Here is a 17,174-nt window from a genome sequence, read left to right on the forward strand (position 1 = left end):
CTTGTCAATGGTCTATCCGCATATAAGCACATCGGCTGATCTGCTGAAAAGCACCGTGCGCCTTGACGAGCTTTTCCCTTACCTGCTCGAGCAAGGGACGGTGGCAGCAGCTATCGTCAATTCAAAATTATACGGCGTCCTTCCTTTTTGGGAAGCGTGCAAACGGGCCGGCATCCATGGGGTGCTCGGCCTTTCGGTGTCCCTGGAATTCCAAGGGCGATCTTATCCGGCTGTTTTGTATGCCCGGTCGAATGCCGGATATAAAAATCTGCTGAAAATCACCAGTGCCCTTTCCACAAGGGAAAAAGAAGCGATTCCGGAACAATGGCTGAAAGCGTATCGCCAAGGCTTGGCCTGTGCGATTTTAAACCGGTTCGACGCTGAGATCGATGAACACAAAGGGTTGTTCAGCTTTGTCCAAAGCCTTTTCCCCGATGCCTGTTACGGCAGTGTAGAGCGGCCGGGAGGCGAGCGCCATGAGCAGGAAGATGCCTTTACTGCTGCGTGCAAAGCGACAGGGCTAAAGATCATCGCGAGTCAGGAAAGCCGGTACGTGCACGAAAGCGACGCATTCGCTTATGAAGTGGCTTCTGCCATCGGGCAAGGACTGAAGCTGAACGATCCGGAACGGCAAAAGCCGGATCACACGAAGGCTTATGTGCCGGCTGCTGCGGAATTTGCGGTGTGGTTTGAAGACCGCCCGGAGTGGCGGGCTGAAGCGGAGCGTCTGATGCTGGATTGCCAGGTGACGATTGCCCTCAATCAGCAGCTCCTGCCGGTCTTTACGCTTCCGGAAGGCACCGACCGCCATCGGTACATCGTCGAGTTATGCGAAAAAGGACTCGCAGAAAGGCTGCCGAATTATTCCAAGGCCTACACCGAACGTTTGATGTACGAACTGTCCATCATCGGGCAGATGGGCTTTATCGATTATTTCTTGATTGTCGCTGATTTCATGAAATTCGCCCGGGAACAAGAAATCCTGACGGGTCCGGGACGCGGTTCATCAGCCAGTTCATTGGTGGCATTTTCGCTCCGGATTACGGACGTCGATCCGCTGGAACACGGCTTGCTGTTCGAGCGTTTCCTAAATCCGGAGCGGGTCACGCTTCCGGATATCGATATCGATTTTGCAGATCATCGGCGCCATGAGGTCGTGGAGTATGTCGCCCGCAAATACGGGGAAGCGAAGACGGCCCAGATCATTACATTTGGAACGCTTTCGGCAAAAGCGGTCGCACGCGATACCGCCCGTGTCTTCGGATTCGAAGCTGAGGAATTGGATGCCATCTCGAAAATGATCCCCAACCGGCCTGGCACCACGCTCAGATCAGCGCTGAAAGACTCGCCGGCGCTCAATGAGTGGATCATTGCTGAGGACACGCGGAAGACGTGGTTCAAAACTGCATTGAAACTGGAAGGCTTGCCGCGCCATGCATCAACCCATGCCGCCGGCGTCATCTTGAGCCCAACGTCCCTCGTCGACCATGTGCCAATTGAAAAAGGAAGCGAAGGGATCTTCATTACCCAATGGCCGATGGGCGAGCTTGAAGCGATCGGGTTGTTGAAGATGGACTTTCTCGGACTGCGCAATCTGACGATTCTCGAGCAGATTCGCCGGCTTGTCCACCGGGATACCGGAAAGTGGATCGATTACCGGAAGATACCGCTTGAAGACGATGCCACGTATGCGCTATTGGCAAAAGGGGATACAACGGGCATTTTCCAGTTGGAATCGGACGGCATGCGCCGGGCGCTCCAGCAGATCAAGCCGACGGCGTTCGGCGACATTGTCGCGGTCAACGCCTTGTTCCGGCCGGGCCCGATGGAGTTTATTCCATTATACGCGCGGCGCAAACACAAACAGGAGCGGGTCGACTATGTCCATCCGGTGCTGGAACCGATTCTCAGCGAAACCTATGGCGTCATCGTCTACCAGGAACAGATCATGCAGATTGCATCGCGCATGGCCGGCTTTTCGCTCGGAGAAGCGGATTTGCTGCGCCGGGCAGTCAGCAAGAAAAAGCGTGAGATCCTCGATGAAGAGCGCATCCACTTCACTAAAGGAGCGGCTTCGAAAGGATTCACCGAGGAAGCGGCGACTGAAGTCTATAACCTGATTGTCCGTTTTGCGGATTACGGCTTCCCGAAAAGCCATGCAGTCGCCTACAGCATGATTTCCTACCAGCTCAGCTTTATGAAAACGCATTATGCCGTTCCTTTCTATGCAGCCATGCTGGCCAATAGTGCCGGAAATGCAGAAAAGACGCAGCAATTGCTGCAGGAGGCAAAAGAGCACGGCATTGCGCTGCTGCCGCCTTCTGTCCAGAAAAGCTTCCATTCGTTCTCCGTAGAAGACGGCAAGCTCCGTGTCGGCCTGAATGCCGTAAAGGGCGTCCCGGGAACTGCCGTGCGGGCATTGATGCAGGCACGAAAAGAAGGAGGCGCGTTCAGCAGCATGTTTGATATCGCGGAACGCATTTCAGCCATCCATTTCACGCGGAAAGCGTTTGAACCGTTGGTCAAGGCAGGTGCGCTTGACGATTTCGGTTTGGACCGCGGGGTGCTGCTTGCATCGCTCGACAGTGCGGTGAAGCACGCGGAGCTCGTAAAGCCGAATGAAGAACCGGGGCTATTTGATGACCTTGGATCAAGTTTCATGAAGCCGAAATACGCAAAAGCATCTCCAATTCCTGAAAACTTGAAGCTGGACTATGAGAAAGACGTGCTCGGGTTTTATTTGTCGACGCATCCGATTGCCCGTGAGAAAGAAACACGTGGAAAATCATTTGCCGATTTGAACGGCTTGAAAAACAGGAAAGACCGGGATCAGGTAACGGTGCTCGGGGTGGTGGAGGAAATCAAGCGGATCCGTACGAAAAAAGGGGACGCGATGGCCTTCGTAAACCTTCAGGACGATACCGGTTCGGCGTCGCTGACGCTCTTCCCGGCCGAATACGCCAAATACAACGCGGCTCTCGAACCGCATGCCGTCCTGGAAATTCAGGGCACCATCGAAAACCGCAACCATAAAACCGCCATCATATGCAAGACCATTTCCACTTGACTGCCTTTCTATCAAAGAAAGGCAGTTTTTTCTTTACGTGGGGCGAAAAGTTTTGTATTCTAGACAATATGAGTGGCCAGACCACTTTCAAATTAATGGAAATTAGGGGCGATCATGAAACAGTCAAAGCGATATTTAGACATTGTCAAAGAAGTGCGCGACATGATCAGGCAGGAGAAAATCCGGCCGGGAGACCGCATTCCATCTGAAAGGGAACTCGCTGAAAAGCTTCAAGTCGGCCGGTCGACACTGCGGGAAGCTTTGCGCAGCCTTGAATTGCTCGGACTGATTGAAACGCGCAGAGGCGAGGGCACATTTCTATCGGACCATCGGAACCACCAATTAGTGGAGGTATTATCCACATTCATATTGCAGGACAACCAATCCCAGAAAGATGTCTGGGAAACCAGGCTCCTGCACGAAACAGGCGCAATCCAGGCGATCTGTTCAAACAGTTCACTCAAAGGGCTGAAGCTCTGGGACAGTTTCAGGAAGAAGTTCGAAGATGAGGGGTTTCAGCGGGATGATTTTGTCCGGGAATTGATGGTGCTGTCAGGCAACCGCCTTTCGCTTAAAATCTGGTTCCTGCTTCATCAATACAGCGGCAATCCTTATTCCGAAGCGGTGCTAGAACCTGAAAAAGAATTGCTGCTGCCGGTTCTGGAGGCATTGGAACGGCAAGAGACAGAACAGGCCATCCAATCTTTCAAAACCTGGAGCGGTTGGATACAGAAGAGGAGAATGCAAAATGGCGATGATTCGTGAAATATTCAAACGCAATAGAGACAATAAGGAAACAACCATACCAAGCAAAAAATCCAAAGATGTCCCTGAAGGGCTGATGACTAAATGCCCTTCTTGCAAACATATAACCTTGACCAAGGAGTTAACCAAGCTGCTCAAAGTCTGCCCGAAATGCGACCATCATTTCAAAATGACTGCGTTCGAGCGTGTGGAATCGCTTTTGGATGAAGGGACTTTCCAGTCCATGGATGATCATCTGAAATCGGAAAATCCGCTCGGGTTTCCAGGGTATTCTGAAAAAGTGGCATCGGACAGCGAAAAGACCGGTTTGAATGAAGCGGTCTTGACAGGAACCGGAAAAATCAGCGGCCACGAAGTTGTCGTCGCTATCATGGATTCACATTTCCGGATGGGGTCGATGGGCTCTGTAGTCGGCGAAAAAATCACACGGGCAATCGAAGCGGCGACTGACAAAGGACTGCCGGTCCTGATCTTCACAGCGAGCGGCGGCGCCCGCATGCAAGAAGGCGTTCTGTCCTTGATGCAGATGGCCAAAACAAGTGTCGCGTTAAAGCGCCACAGCAATGAAGGGCTCTTGTTCGTATCCATCCTGACCCACCCGACAACAGGCGGCGTTTCTGCCAGCTTCGCATCTGTCGGCGACATCAATATCGCCGAGCCGAAAGCATTGATCGGGTTCGCAGGACGGCGGGTGATCGAGCAGACGGTCCGTGAAAAACTGCCGGAAGATTTCCAGACTGCCGAGTTCCTGTTGGAGCACGGCCAATTGGATGCCGTGGTGCACCGGTCGGATATGAAAGAAATACTATCAGCCATCGTACGGCTGCACACGAAAGGAGCTGGGCAGCATGTCTAAGCACAAGGCGCCATCAAAAACGGCTCCAAAATCCATGGGTTTTGAAGAACCGCTCATTCAATTGCGCAAAAAGATCGACGAGCTGAAGGAATACACCGCAACGGCCGAAGTGGACCTGAGCGCCGAAATACAAAGCCTCGAAGAACGGCTGGCCAAGCTGGAAAATGAAATCTATGAAAACATGAAGCCATGGGACCGGGTGCAGGTTGCCCGCCACCCGGAGCGTCCGACCACGCTCGATTACATCCCGTTGGTGTTCGAGTATTTCATCGAACTTCACGGCGACCGGCTTTACGGGGATGACGAGGCGATCGTCGGCGGGATTGCGATGTTTGAAGGCACGCCCGTTACAGTGATCGGCCATCAAAGAGGCAAAGGCACAAAAGAAAACATCCGCCGGAATTTCGGCATGCCGCATCCGGAAGGTTACCGGAAAGCACTCCGCCTGATGAAACAAGCGGAGAAATTCAATCGGCCGATCATCTGCCTGATTGATACAAAGGGCGCATATCCCGGAAAAGCTGCTGAAGAACGCGGACAAAGCGAGGCCATCGCCCGCAACCTGGTCGAGATGGCCGGCCTGGAAGTTCCAGTCCTGTCGATCGTCATCGGGGAAGGCGGAAGCGGAGGCGCGCTCGCGCTTGGCGTCGGGAACCAGATTCTGATGCTCGAAAACTCCACGTTTTCTGTCATATCGCCGGAAGGTGCCGCATCGATTCTCTGGAAAGATTCCGCATTGGCGAAGACGGCAGCGGAAGCGATGAAAATCACAGCGCCGGATTTGCTTGAAATGGGCATCATCGAGCACATGATTCCGGAAGTGCGCGGAGGCGCGCATAACGATTACAAGCAGCAGGCACGGAAAATCGCCGGAGCGATCAAAATTTCACTGGAGCAGCTGTCGGGGCTCACCCCCAAGGAACTCGTCAGCCAGCGCTATGACAAATTCAAATCAATCGGGATTTTTAGTGAGTAAGAAACCGCCGCGGCGGTTTTTTTCATTTCCGACGGACAACACAAAAACTTAATAAAACTAGAGGGTATTCAAGACTGACAGTGGCGGGCGTGCGTGGTAAGGTGAAAAGAGTAAATGGTTCATAGGAGGTATGGCATGAAACGAATTGGCGTATTGACCAGCGGCGGAGATTCCCCTGGCATGAATGCCGCTGTACGTGCAGTGGTGCGAAAAGGAATTTATGAGGGAATCGAGGTGGCCGGTGTATACCATGGCTACCAGGGATTGATTGACGGAAACATCTCCGTTCTTGAAGCCGGCGATGTCGGCGATATTATCCAGCGCGGCGGCACGGCGCTGTATTCAGCCCGGTGCCCGGAATTCATCACGGATGAAGGACAGGAAAAAGCGATTACGCAAATGAAAAAACACGGTCTTGAAGGGCTGGTTGTCATCGGGGGCGACGGATCCTACCGCGGCGCTATGGCATTGACGAAAAAAGGCTTCCCTGCTGTCGGCGTCCCTGGGACAATCGACAACGATATCCCGGGAACGGATTACACGATCGGATTCGATACGGCGCTCAATACGGTGATCGAAGCGATTGACAAAATCCGGGACACCGCGACCAGCCACGAACGCACATTCATTATTGAAGTAATGGGAAGAGATGCGGGCGATTTGGCTTTATGGGCCGGACTTGCTGGGGGAGCGGAAACCATTCTGATTCCGGAACAGGATTTTGACATCAATGATATGATTGAAAGGCTGGAAAAAGGGAAAAAGCGTGGTAAGAAGCACAGTATCATCATCGTCGCTGAAGGAGTCATGAGTGCGCAGGAGTTGGCGGGCCTGCTGGCAGAAAAATCAGATGCGGAAACTCGCATTTCCGTGCTTGGCCACATTCAGCGCGGCGGCACGCCGACCGCGCGGGACCGGGTGCTCGGCAGCTTGTTCGGTGCACGGGCCGTAGAAGTGCTCCTTGCCGGCGATGGCGGAAAGGCTGTCGGCATGGTGAACAATAAAGTCGTGGATTACGATATGACTGAAGCATTCACTGCTGAACACGATGCGGATATGAGCTTATATGAATTATCAAAAGAACTATCAATTTAAAAGTCAATTGGAGTGAGCACATTGAGAAAAACAAAAATCGTTTGTACAATCGGGCCGGCTAGCGAATCGCCGGAAACACTGGAAGCTTTGATCCAGGCGGGGATGAACGTCGCCCGCCTGAACTTTTCGCACGGAGACCACGCAGAACATGCATTGCGCATTGAACGCATCCGCGAAGCTGCCAAGAAAACCGGAAAGATCGTCGGCATCCTGCTGGACACCAAGGGGCCTGAAATTCGCACCCATAAAATGGAAAACGATGCAATCGACTTGGAGACTGGGCAAGAAATCGCCATTTCCATGAAAGAAGTGCTCGGAACCGAAGAAATGTTCTCCATCACTTATGAACAACTGATCGACGATGTGCACGAGGGATCTGTCATCTTGCTTGATGACGGACTGATCGAACTTCACGTAAAACGCATCGATAAAGCACAAGGCCTGATTCACACAGTCGTGGAAAATGCCGGAACGCTGAAGACGAAAAAAGGCGTCAATGTCCCAGGTGTCTCTGTCCAATTGCCAGGCATTACGGATAAAGATGCACAAGACATCCTGTTCGGCATCGAACAAGGCATCGATTTCGTTGCAGCCTCATTTGTCCGCAGAGCGTCGGATGTCATGGAAATCCGCGGACTGCTGGAGAAGAACGACGGCTCCCATATCCAGATCATCCCGAAAATTGAAAACCAGGAAGGCGTCGACAATATCGATGAAATCATCACCGTATCCGACGGTTTGATGGTGGCGCGCGGCGACCTTGGCGTCGAGATTCCGGCCGAAGAAGTGCCGCTTGTTCAGAAACGATTGATCGAGAAATGCAATAGTGCCGGCAAACCGGTCATCACGGCCACGCAGATGCTCGATTCGATGCAGCGCAATCCGCGTCCGACGCGCGCGGAAGCAAGCGACGTCGCCAACGCGATTTTTGACGGAACAGATGCCATCATGCTATCCGGTGAAACGGCAGCAGGGCTTTATCCGGTGGAATCGGTTGAAACGATGCACCGCATCGCGATGACGACAGAAGATGCGTTGAACTACAAGCAGATCGTCGACAACCGCCGCAAGGAAAAAGAGACGAATATGACAGAAGCGATCGGTCAGGCCGTTTCCTATACTGCTTTGAACTTGAAAGTGAAAGCCATCATCGCTCCGACGGAAAGCGGGCATACGGCGAAGATGATTTCCAAATACCGTGCCGGCGTGCCAATCATCGCCGTGACTTCGACAGACCGTCCATCCCGCAAGCTGACGCTTGTTTGGGGCGTCCAGCCGATTGTCAGCAAGGCCGTGACATCAACGGATGAAGTGTTGGAGAACGCAGTGGAAGAAAGCTTGCGCCACCATTTTGTGAAGCATGGCGATTTGGTCGTCATCACTGCAGGCGTGCCTGTCGGACAAGCAGGAACAACGAACTTGATGAAAGTGCATTTGATCGGCGACAGCATTGCGAACGGGCAGGGCATCGGCAGATCGAGCGCTTACGGCAAGACGCTTGTAGTGAAGAACTCGGAAGAGCTTTCGGCATTTGATGCGACGGGCAAAATCATCGTCACGATCGGAACCGACCGTGATATGATGCCGGCCATCCGCAATTGCGCAGGGATCATCACTGAAGAAGGCGGTTTGACGAGCCACGCTGCAGTGGTCGGGCTTAGCTTGGGCATTCCCGTCATTGTCGGCGTGAACGGAGCGACATCTTTGATCAAGAATGACTACGATGTAACGATTGATGCAGAAACAGGCATCGTCTACGACGGCCATGCCAGTGTTTTATAAGGCAATATAAGAAAGTAGGGCTTGATATGAAATGGCTGTTTTTGGCGCTGATCGTTGTGCCGTCGCTGGAGCTTGCCCTCTTGTTCTGGGCGAGCGACGCCATCGGCATTTTTCCGACACTTGCGCTTATCATCGCGACCGGATTCATCGGGGCATTCCTTGCGAAAAAGCAGGGGATGAAAGCGGTGCGGGACATTCAGGACAGCTTCGGGCGCTTTCAACCGCCCGGCGACCACCTTATCAATGCAGCATTTGTCTTGGTAGGCGGTGTCCTGCTGCTGACGCCGGGATTTATTTCCGATGCTCTCGGGCTATCGCTGCTGTTCCGGCCGACTCAGAAATTATACCGGCCGCTGGTGTATAAAATGATCCAGAAAAAGATGAAAAACACTCGGGTTATCGTCCGATAATCTCGAGTGTGCTTATCTTTATTTCGGGTAATGAATAAAAAAACAAGCGTTTTCATTCACAAATTCTACAATATTGATTATAATGGCTAGGTAAGGAATTATATCCAAGCTTCAAAAAAGGGATGACCCACCATTCTGGGCTTTTTTTTTGGAATGGTGAACTACAGTAGAAGGAGCGATTATTATGACAACGTCAAAAGGGTTAGAAGGTGTTGTAGCAACCCAGTCCGCCATCAGTTCAATTATTGATGACACTCTTACATACGTTGGCTACGATATCGATGATTTGGCAATCAATGCAAGTTTTGAAGAAGTGGTTTATTTACTTTGGCATCAGCGTTTGCCGAAAGCTGATGAACTGGCGGAACTCAAACAGCAATTGGCTGACAATATGTCAGTGCCTCAGGCAGTGCTGGATCATTTTAAAACATACGACATTAAAAAAGTTCATCCGATGGCCGCTCTCCGCACAGCCGTTTCTATGATCGGCTTGTTCGACGAAGAAGCAGAAGAAATGAACCCGGAAGCGAACTACCGTAAAGCGATCCGCATCCAAGCGAAAATCGCAACATTGGTAACAGCTTTCGCACGCATCCGTAAAGGCCAGGAGCCGATTGCACCGAAAAGCGACTTGAGCTTTGCGGCAAACTTCCTTTACATGCTGTCCGGCGAAAATCCAGCTGACATCGAAGAAGAAGCATTCAACAAAGCGTTGGTTCTGCATGCAGACCACGAATTGAACGCATCTACATTCACCGCACGCGTTGCAGTCGCGACTCTTTCTGATGTGTACTCAGGCGTAACAGCTGCGATTGGTGCCCTTAAAGGCCCATTGCACGGTGGAGCGAACGAGCAGGTCATGAAGATGCTGACTGAAATCGGTTCAGTGGACAACGTTGACTCTTATATCAACGAAAAGCTTGAGAACAAAGAAAAAATCATGGGCTTTGGCCACCGCGTCTACCGTAAAGGAGACCCGCGCGCGAAGCACCTTCGTGAAATGTCACAGAAATTGACGAAAATCCGCGGCGAAGAAAAATGGTACGAAATGTCGATCAAAATCGACGAAATCGTTTCCGGCCAGAAGAACCTTCCGCCGAACGTGGATTTCTACTCAGCTTCTGTCTATCATTCATTGAACATCGAGCATGACTTGTTCACGCCGATCTTCGCCGTATCACGTGCTTCAGGCTGGCTTGCACATATTCTTGAGCAATATGCCGACAACCGCTTGATCCGCCCACGCGCTGAATACATCGGACCTGGCATGCAGAAATACGTGCCAATCAACGAGCGATAATAAGAAAAGCGAAGGCGGCCGTCTAGCCCCGAAAGGCATAAGACGGACCAGCGAAGTGGCGGTTTATGCCGCGCAGCTGGGATGGCTTATGACCCGAGGGGCTGGCCGCCGGAGTCTGGACAATAAGAAAAGCGAATGCGGTCGATTCGGTCGTCCCCAGCTTGGCAACATAACAAATGACAAAAAAAGAATGGGGCTCGCACCTTGCGAAGCCCTATGACTTTGACTACAGGAGGCAATTATAAATGGCTAACGGTGAAAAAATCACAGTAGAAAATGGCGTTTTGAACGTACCTAACAATGCAGTAATTCCTTTCATTATCGGTGACGGTACTGGACCGGATATCTGGAACGCAGCTTCACGCGTCCTTGAGCAATCTGTGACAAAAGCATACAACGGCGAAAAATCAATCGTTTGGAAAGAAGTCCTTGCTGGACAGAAAGCGTTCGACGAAACTGGCGAATGGCTTCCAGAAGAAACATTGGACGTTATCCGTGAATACCTGATCGCAATCAAAGGACCTCTTACGACGCCAATCGGCGGCGGGATCCGTTCATTGAACGTTGCGCTTCGCCAGGAATTGGACCTTTACACTTGCTTGCGCCCTGTACGCTACTTCGAAGGCGTGCCTTCACCGGTTAAACGCCCTGAAGACACGGATATGGTCATCTTCCGCGAAAATACAGAAGATATCTATGCGGGTATCGAGTATGCTAACGGTTCTGACGAAGTCAAGAAATTGATCGCTTTCCTTACTGATGAAATGGGCGTTAAAAACATCCGCTTCCCTGAGTCTTCAGGCATCGGCATCAAACCGATTTCAGAAGAAGGAACAAAACGCCTAGTTCGCGCTGCCATCAACTATGCAATCACTGAAGGCCGCGAATCGGTAACACTAGTCCATAAAGGGAACATCATGAAGTTCACTGAAGGAGCTTTTAAAAACTGGGGCTACGAAGTGGCTGAGCAGGAATTTGGCGACAAGGTCTTCACTTGGAACCAATACGATGCAATCAAAGACGAGCAAGGAACTGATGCTGCAAACAAAGCACAGGAAGAAGCTCTTGCTTCAGGAAAAATCCTTGTTAAGGATTCAATCGCTGATATCTTCCTTCAGCAGATCCTTACACGCCCAAGCGAGTTCGACGTTGTTGCAACAATGAACTTGAACGGCGATTACATCTCTGACGCTTTGGCAGCACAAGTAGGCGGAATCGGGATCGCTCCTGGCGCGAACATCAACTACTTGACTGGCCACGCGATCTTTGAAGCTACACACGGTACAGCACCGAAATATGCTGGCCAAGATAAAGTAAACCCTTCATCAGTCATCTTGTCAGGCGTTTTGATGCTTGAACACTTGGGCTGGACTGAAGCGGCTAAATTGATCATGTCGTCAATGGAGAAAACAATCGCTTCTAAAGTGGTGACTTATGACTTTGCCCGCCTGATGGACGGCGCTACAGAAGTGAAATGCTCTGAGTTCGCTGACGAATTAATTAAAAACATGTAAGATAAGAGGGGGAAACCCCTCTTTTATTATTACCCAAATCCTAATTCAAAGGAGAGTTTTTATGACATTCAAACGTAAAAAGATTTCTGTAATCGGTTCTGGCTTCACTGGAGCGACAGCTGCTTTTCTTTTGGCGCAAAAAGAATTGGGTGACGTCGTTCTGGTCGATATTCCGCAAATGGAAAATCCGGCCAAAGGCAAAGCGTTGGATATGGCAGAAGCAGGGCCTGTACAAGGATTTGATGCTCGGGTAACAGGGACGGCGAATTATGAAGATACAAAAGACTCTGATTTGGTGATCATCACGGCCGGCATCGCGCGCAAACCCGGCATGAGCCGCGACGATCTTGTCCAGACCAATCAGAAAGTCATGAAGGCTGTTACGGCGGATATCGTAAAATACTCTCCTGATTCAACAATCATCGTGCTGACCAATCCGGTGGATGCGATGACCTATACGGTTTTCAAGGAATCCGGATTTCCGAAAGAGCGCGTCATCGGCCAGTCAGGCGTGCTGGATTCCGCGCGCTTCCGCACATTTGTTGCAGAAGAGCTGAATGTCTCTGTCAAAGATGTCACGGGCTTCGTCCTTGGCGGGCACGGCGATGACATGGTGCCGCTCGTGCGCTATTCGTATGCAGGTGGCATACCGCTCGAAACACTGATCGCTAAGGAACGCTTGGATGAAATCGTCGCGCGTACGCGAAAAGGCGGAGCGGAAATCGTCAACTTGCTCGGCAACGGATCCGCTTATTATGCACCGGCGGCTTCGCTGGTGGAAATGGCGGAAGCCATCATCAAAGACCAGCGGCGCATCCTGCCGTCGATTGCATTTCTAGAAGGCGAATACGGCATGGACGGCATCTATATGGGTGTCCCGACAATTCTTGGAGCAGGCGGCATCGAGAAAATCCTTGAAATCGACTTGAACGATGAAGAAAAAGAATTGCTTGAAAAATCTGCAGCATCCGTCAAAGCAGTGATGGAAGTGCTCGCTTAAGTACAGAAACGCCGGACAGGAAACTCCTGTCCGGCGTTTTTTCTATAGAGTGCGCAGATGGTTCGGACGGGCAGTACCGACAGAGATAAGCAGTCCGGTTGTCACATGCGCTTGCGCTTTTGTGTACTAACTTGATACTATTAAAGAAGCAAGACAATAGGAGGGGAATTTATTGTTGCTTGGAAAGAAACGCAAGTTAGGACGTAAAATCGAGGACATGAATGTCGGTGAAAAATTGAAGCTGACTGAAAAGATCGAGGACAAGGATTTGCTGCTTTATCTCGGTTTGACGAATGATGGAAATCCGCTGTATATCCAGCATGATTTCGCTTCACAGACGGCTTTTGAGAAACCGGTCGTGCCGAATATCATGCTGACCGGAATCATCACATCCGCCATTTCCAAATACTTGCCAGGCCCAGGTTCTTACATCAAAGAACAGCACCTGAAATTTCTCCAGCCCGTCTATCATTATTCGACAATCGAGTTTCTGCTCGAGGTCGTAGAAGTCGACGCCAAAAACAATGAAGTAAGCATCCGGATCGAAGCGACCGTCGAAGACGGAAGCCCGGCTGTCGAAGGCTTGGTGCAAGTCAATCCGCCGCAATTGCTTCAACAGCTCACCACACACGCAATGGATAACTTCTGAACCGGTTTGAGATGGGGGTTTCAAACTGAATGTGGAGGGTGTTAAATGCAGAATAAAATATTGATCATTGAAGATGAACATTCGATTGCGACGCTTTTATCCTATAATCTGGTCCAGGCAGGATTTGAAACGGTCATCGCAAATGACGGCAGGGAAGGGTACGAGTTGGTGCTGTCGGAAAAACCGGCGCTTATCGTGCTGGATTTGATGCTGCCGTCAATGGATGGCGTTGATGTCTGCAAAGCGCTGCGCCAGGAAAAAGTCAATATTCCGATCATCATGCTGACTGCAAAAGACGATGAATTCGATAAAGTGCTCGGCCTGGAGCTGGGTGCAGATGATTATATGACCAAGCCGTTCAGCCCGCGTGAAGTCGTAGCGCGCATCAAGGCCGTGCTGCGCCGGAGCGCGACGGCTCCAAGCACTGCTTCGGACGGTTCTTTGCCGATCACTCTCGGCGATTTGAAGGTCTTTCCGGACCGGTTCGAAGTGTATTTGGGAGACCGCCAGCTTGAATTCACGCCGAAAGAATTCGAACTGCTTGTCTATTTGATGGAAAACAAGAACCGGGTGCTGACGCGCGATCAATTGCTCAGTGCCGTGTGGAAATACGATTTCGCCGGCGACACCCGTATCGTGGATGTACATATCAGCCATCTGCGGGACAAAATCGAAGTGAACAGCCGGAAACCGGTATTCATCAAGACGATCCGGGGGCTGGGGTATAAGCTTGAGGAGCCGAAAGCGGGATGAAATCATTCCAGCAACGGCTGTTGACGACCATTTTAATATGGCTCGGGATTTTATTAGCTGGCATGCTGATTTTAATCGGCCAGCTTTTTCCCGTTTATGAGCAGATGGAAAATAAATTGCAGATTTGGTCATTTTTGGCGCTGATCTTTATCGTAGCGATGTTGTTTTCTGCGGTGATTGGCTATCGGATCATCAAAGTCCAGGCGTTGCCGATTGAAAATGTCACAGAAACCGCTTTGGAGCTCGCCAAAGGCAATTACCGGGCCCGGGCGTATGAATTCAGCAATATCGGCACGGTGGAATTGAGTTCCGCAATCAATGTACTGGCTAGAAACCTGCAGGAAATCACTGCAGTCCGTGAAATGGAGCAGGAACGCCTGAAAACCTTGATCGAAAACATGGGAAGCGCATTGATCATGATCGACCGGCAAGGCAGCGTGACGCTTTTCAACAAAGCCTTCACTTATGAATTTGCATTGAAAGACAAGGAACTTTCCGATAAATTCTACAAGGAAATCGAGATTCCCGCTGAGCTGGAAGCGTTTATCGAACATGTTTTCATGCTGGAGCAGCCGGCGCGGGAACAACTGAAATTCACACAAGGGATGAACACCCGCCACATCGATGTTTACGGAGCGCCTGTAATAGGGAAACATGAACAATGGCACGGCATTGTCATTGTCGCGCACGACATCACTGAACTGAAGCGGCTTGAAGGGATCCGGCGCGATTTTGTTGCCAACGTGTCGCATGAATTGCGCACACCGGTAACTTCGATCAAAGGATTTTCCGAAACGCTTCTGGACGGCGCGTATGTCGATCAATCTGCATTATTATCATTTTTAGAAATCATCCATAAAGAAAGCAACCGGCTGGAAATGCTGATCCAAGATCTGCTTGAATTGTCGCGGATTGAAAGAGAAGGCTTCCAAGTGGATGCACAGCCGACCGAAATGGATGCGCTTATCGAAACCGCAGCCGAACGGATCCAGGGAAGGCTTGAAGAAAAGAATATAAGCTTGAAGCTCGAGCTCCAACCGGTCCTTGTGCAAGGCGATGCCAACCGCCTGATCCAAGTGATGATCAATCTGCTGATCAACGCCATTACCTATTCAGGAGCTGGCACTGCTATCACCGTCCGCTTGTTTGAAAAGGACGGCGAGGCGGTTACAGAAGTCGAAGATCAGGGAATCGGCATCGCGGCATCGGAACTGCCGCGCTTGTTCGAGCGTTTTTACCGGGTGGACCGGGCCCGCAGCCGGAACCAAGGCGGCACCGGGCTTGGCCTGTCCATCGTCAAACATTTAATAGAAGCGCATCATGGCAAAGTGGAAGTCCGCAGCGAAGTGGGCAAAGGCACCACTTTTACGATCTATCTGCCGTTAGCAAGATAATTAGGAGGAACATATGGAAACACTACCTTTTTTGCCGATTATTGTAGGGACGGATATGAACGCCTACAATATGGCCATCTCTTTTCATGAAGCTTATGGCATCAAGCCGGTCTTAGTCGGCAAAGAGCCATTGTCGTTCACGGCAATGAGCACGATCACGGATACAATCGAATTGCGTACCGGCCTTGCCGATTCATCGCAGTTCGCTTCGATCCTGACAAGCATCGCCCAGAAATACCGGACACCGGGGAAAACATTGCTTCTCGTCGGGACAAACGATTTGTACGTACGGCTCATTATCGAGAATGCTTCTATACTAAGAGAGCATTTCGTCTTCAATTACATCACGGAAAACCTGATGAACCAGCTGCAGGTCAAATCCAATTTCTATAAACTTTGCAAAGAGCACGGCATCGACACGCCGACGACATTCTTCTACGACTGCCGTTCCGGTGAGCCGTTCGACGAAGGGATGATGTACCCGGTCATCGTGAAACCGAGCAACGGCATTGCCTATAACCTCAATAAATTCGAGGGCCAGCAAAAAGTCTATAAAGTTGAAAATCCGCGGGAATTGCAGGAAGTCATCCAGAAAATCACCTCAAGCGGCTATGACGACGAACTGATCATCCAGGATTTCATTCCGGGAGACGATACGTATATGTGGGATTCCGTCATCTATGCAAGCTCAAAAGGCAAGACTCAGCTGGTGACGTTCGCCCAAGTGGTTCTTCAGGAACACACCGTAACGGCCATTGGAAACTACACCGCGCTGATCACCCGCTTCAACAAAGAAATGATGGTCAAACTCCAGAATTTCCTGGAAGCGGTCAGCTATACCGGATTTGCGAATTTTGATCTGAAATACGATGAGCGAGACGGTAAATTCAAAGTGTTTGAAGTGAATATCCGCCAGGGCCGTTCAAGTTATTATGTGACTGCACTCGGCCATAATATGGCGTCCTACTTAGTGGATGACTTGATCTACCATGTCGAGAAGCCGGTCACGTACTTGAATGAGGATTTCCTCTTCACAGTCGTGCCGAAAATCGTGCTGCGCAAGTTCGTAGCCAATAAAGCGGTCCAGCGCGATATCGACGATCTGTTGAAAAAAGGCAAATACGGCAATCCGTTATTCTATAAAAAAGACAAGCACCTGAAACGCAAACTTTATTTATTCGCAAGACAGGTAAATTATTACAAAAAATATAAAAACAATCAGTGGTAATATTAACACAGGATTAACACTGCCTTCACAAAGGGATGTTAAGGTTTAATAGAACCCCCCTTCAACCGCATGAAGGGAAAAAGAGCCCTCCCCAGGGCTCTTTTTCTAATTCTAAAAGATTTTAGTATGTGTATTATACTGTGCCGATATTCCACAAAACAGCTTCGTCGCTACGCTGCTCCCGCAGGCGTCTGCGCTGTTTTGCTCCATATCTTAGAAAGTACTACTAAAACATTGAGTCATCAGCTTTTAAGGAACTAAACCAGCACCGGCGCGCACACGGGCTGGGCGAAGCAAGAAGACTGGCGTTCTTTGCCTGGCTTCTAGCGAAAGCCATGCTCTAAGCGCCGAAGCGGTTTATAAAAAGAAAGATTCTTTAGTAAAA

General features: G+C 50.5%; 14 protein-coding genes. All 14 read left to right on the top strand.

The genetic code is table 11. The features are described from left to right. Positions 1-7: 7 nt before the first annotated feature. The 14 genes from dnaE to ACFSDB_RS13285 all read left to right on the top strand — a co-directional run bounded on the left by dnaE (position 8) and on the right by ACFSDB_RS13285 (position 16,789). Positions 8-3,067, top strand: coding sequence for a DNA polymerase III subunit alpha (gene dnaE, locus ACFSDB_RS13220; RefSeq protein ID WP_377340524.1), 3,060 nt, complete (start codon positions 8-10; stop codon positions 3,065-3,067). 114 nt (positions 3,068-3,181) lie between these two features. Continuing rightward, positions 3,182-3,832, top strand: a complete 651-nt coding sequence (locus ACFSDB_RS13225) for a FadR/GntR family transcriptional regulator (RefSeq protein WP_204890270.1) — start codon at positions 3,182-3,184, stop codon at positions 3,830-3,832. Beyond that, on the top strand, positions 3,816-4,688 hold the full coding sequence (gene accD, locus ACFSDB_RS13230) for an acetyl-CoA carboxylase, carboxyltransferase subunit beta (protein ID WP_204890271.1): 873 nt from the start codon (positions 3,816-3,818) through the stop codon (positions 4,686-4,688). Before ACFSDB_RS13225 ends, accD begins: the two co-directional genes overlap by 17 nt. Further along, positions 4,681-5,664 (top strand): acetyl-CoA carboxylase carboxyl transferase subunit alpha, encoded by a 984-nt coding sequence (gene accA, locus ACFSDB_RS13235; protein WP_204890272.1) that lies wholly within the window; start codon positions 4,681-4,683, stop codon positions 5,662-5,664. Before accD ends, accA begins: the two co-directional genes overlap by 8 nt. A gap of 135 nt (positions 5,665-5,799) precedes the next feature. Beyond that, a complete protein-coding gene (pfkA, locus tag ACFSDB_RS13240; protein WP_204890273.1) occupies positions 5,800-6,759 on the top strand; it encodes a 6-phosphofructokinase in 960 nt (319 codons plus the stop codon). A 21-nt stretch (positions 6,760-6,780) separates the two neighbouring features. Further along, positions 6,781-8,541 carry a pyruvate kinase gene (pyk, locus tag ACFSDB_RS13245; RefSeq protein ID WP_204890274.1) on the top strand — a complete coding sequence of 587 codons (1,761 nt, stop codon included), beginning with the start codon at positions 6,781-6,783 and terminating at the stop codon, positions 8,539-8,541. A 26-nt stretch (positions 8,542-8,567) separates the two neighbouring features. Then, positions 8,568-8,951, top strand: a complete 384-nt coding sequence (locus tag ACFSDB_RS13250; protein ID WP_204890275.1) for an FxsA family protein — start codon at positions 8,568-8,570, stop codon at positions 8,949-8,951. 184 nt (positions 8,952-9,135) lie between these two features. Then, positions 9,136-10,251 (top strand): citrate synthase, encoded by a 1,116-nt coding sequence (gene citZ / locus ACFSDB_RS13255; protein WP_204890276.1) that lies wholly within the window; start codon positions 9,136-9,138, stop codon positions 10,249-10,251. A 245-nt stretch (positions 10,252-10,496) separates the two neighbouring features. Beyond that, positions 10,497-11,765: an NADP-dependent isocitrate dehydrogenase gene (gene icd / locus ACFSDB_RS13260; protein WP_204890277.1), complete on the top strand. Its 1,269-nt coding sequence runs from the start codon at positions 10,497-10,499 to the stop codon at positions 11,763-11,765. A gap of 61 nt (positions 11,766-11,826) precedes the next feature. Beyond that, the gene (mdh, locus tag ACFSDB_RS13265) at positions 11,827-12,765 is read left to right on the top strand and encodes a malate dehydrogenase (protein WP_204890278.1); all 939 of its coding nucleotides are present in this window, start codon (positions 11,827-11,829) and stop codon (positions 12,763-12,765) included. A 172-nt stretch (positions 12,766-12,937) separates the two neighbouring features. Further along, positions 12,938-13,414, top strand: a complete 477-nt coding sequence (locus ACFSDB_RS13270; protein ID WP_204890279.1) for a MaoC/PaaZ C-terminal domain-containing protein — start codon at positions 12,938-12,940, stop codon at positions 13,412-13,414. A 45-nt stretch (positions 13,415-13,459) separates the two neighbouring features. Continuing rightward, positions 13,460-14,167 (top strand): response regulator transcription factor, encoded by a 708-nt coding sequence (locus tag ACFSDB_RS13275; RefSeq protein ID WP_204890280.1) that lies wholly within the window; start codon positions 13,460-13,462, stop codon positions 14,165-14,167. Continuing rightward, complete coding sequence (gene pnpS / locus ACFSDB_RS13280) at positions 14,164-15,561, top strand: two-component system histidine kinase PnpS (RefSeq protein ID WP_204890281.1); 1,398 nt, start codon at positions 14,164-14,166, stop codon at positions 15,559-15,561. The genes ACFSDB_RS13275 and pnpS overlap by 4 nt, the downstream gene beginning before the upstream one ends. A gap of 13 nt (positions 15,562-15,574) precedes the next feature. Then, complete coding sequence (locus ACFSDB_RS13285; protein ID WP_204890282.1) at positions 15,575-16,789, top strand: carboxylate--amine ligase; 1,215 nt, start codon at positions 15,575-15,577, stop codon at positions 16,787-16,789. The last annotated feature ends 385 nt before the right edge of the window (positions 16,790-17,174 follow it).

This window comes from Planococcus chinensis, from assembly GCF_042681545.1.
Lineage (GTDB): Bacteria > Bacillota > Bacilli > Bacillales_A > Planococcaceae > Planococcus > Planococcus chinensis.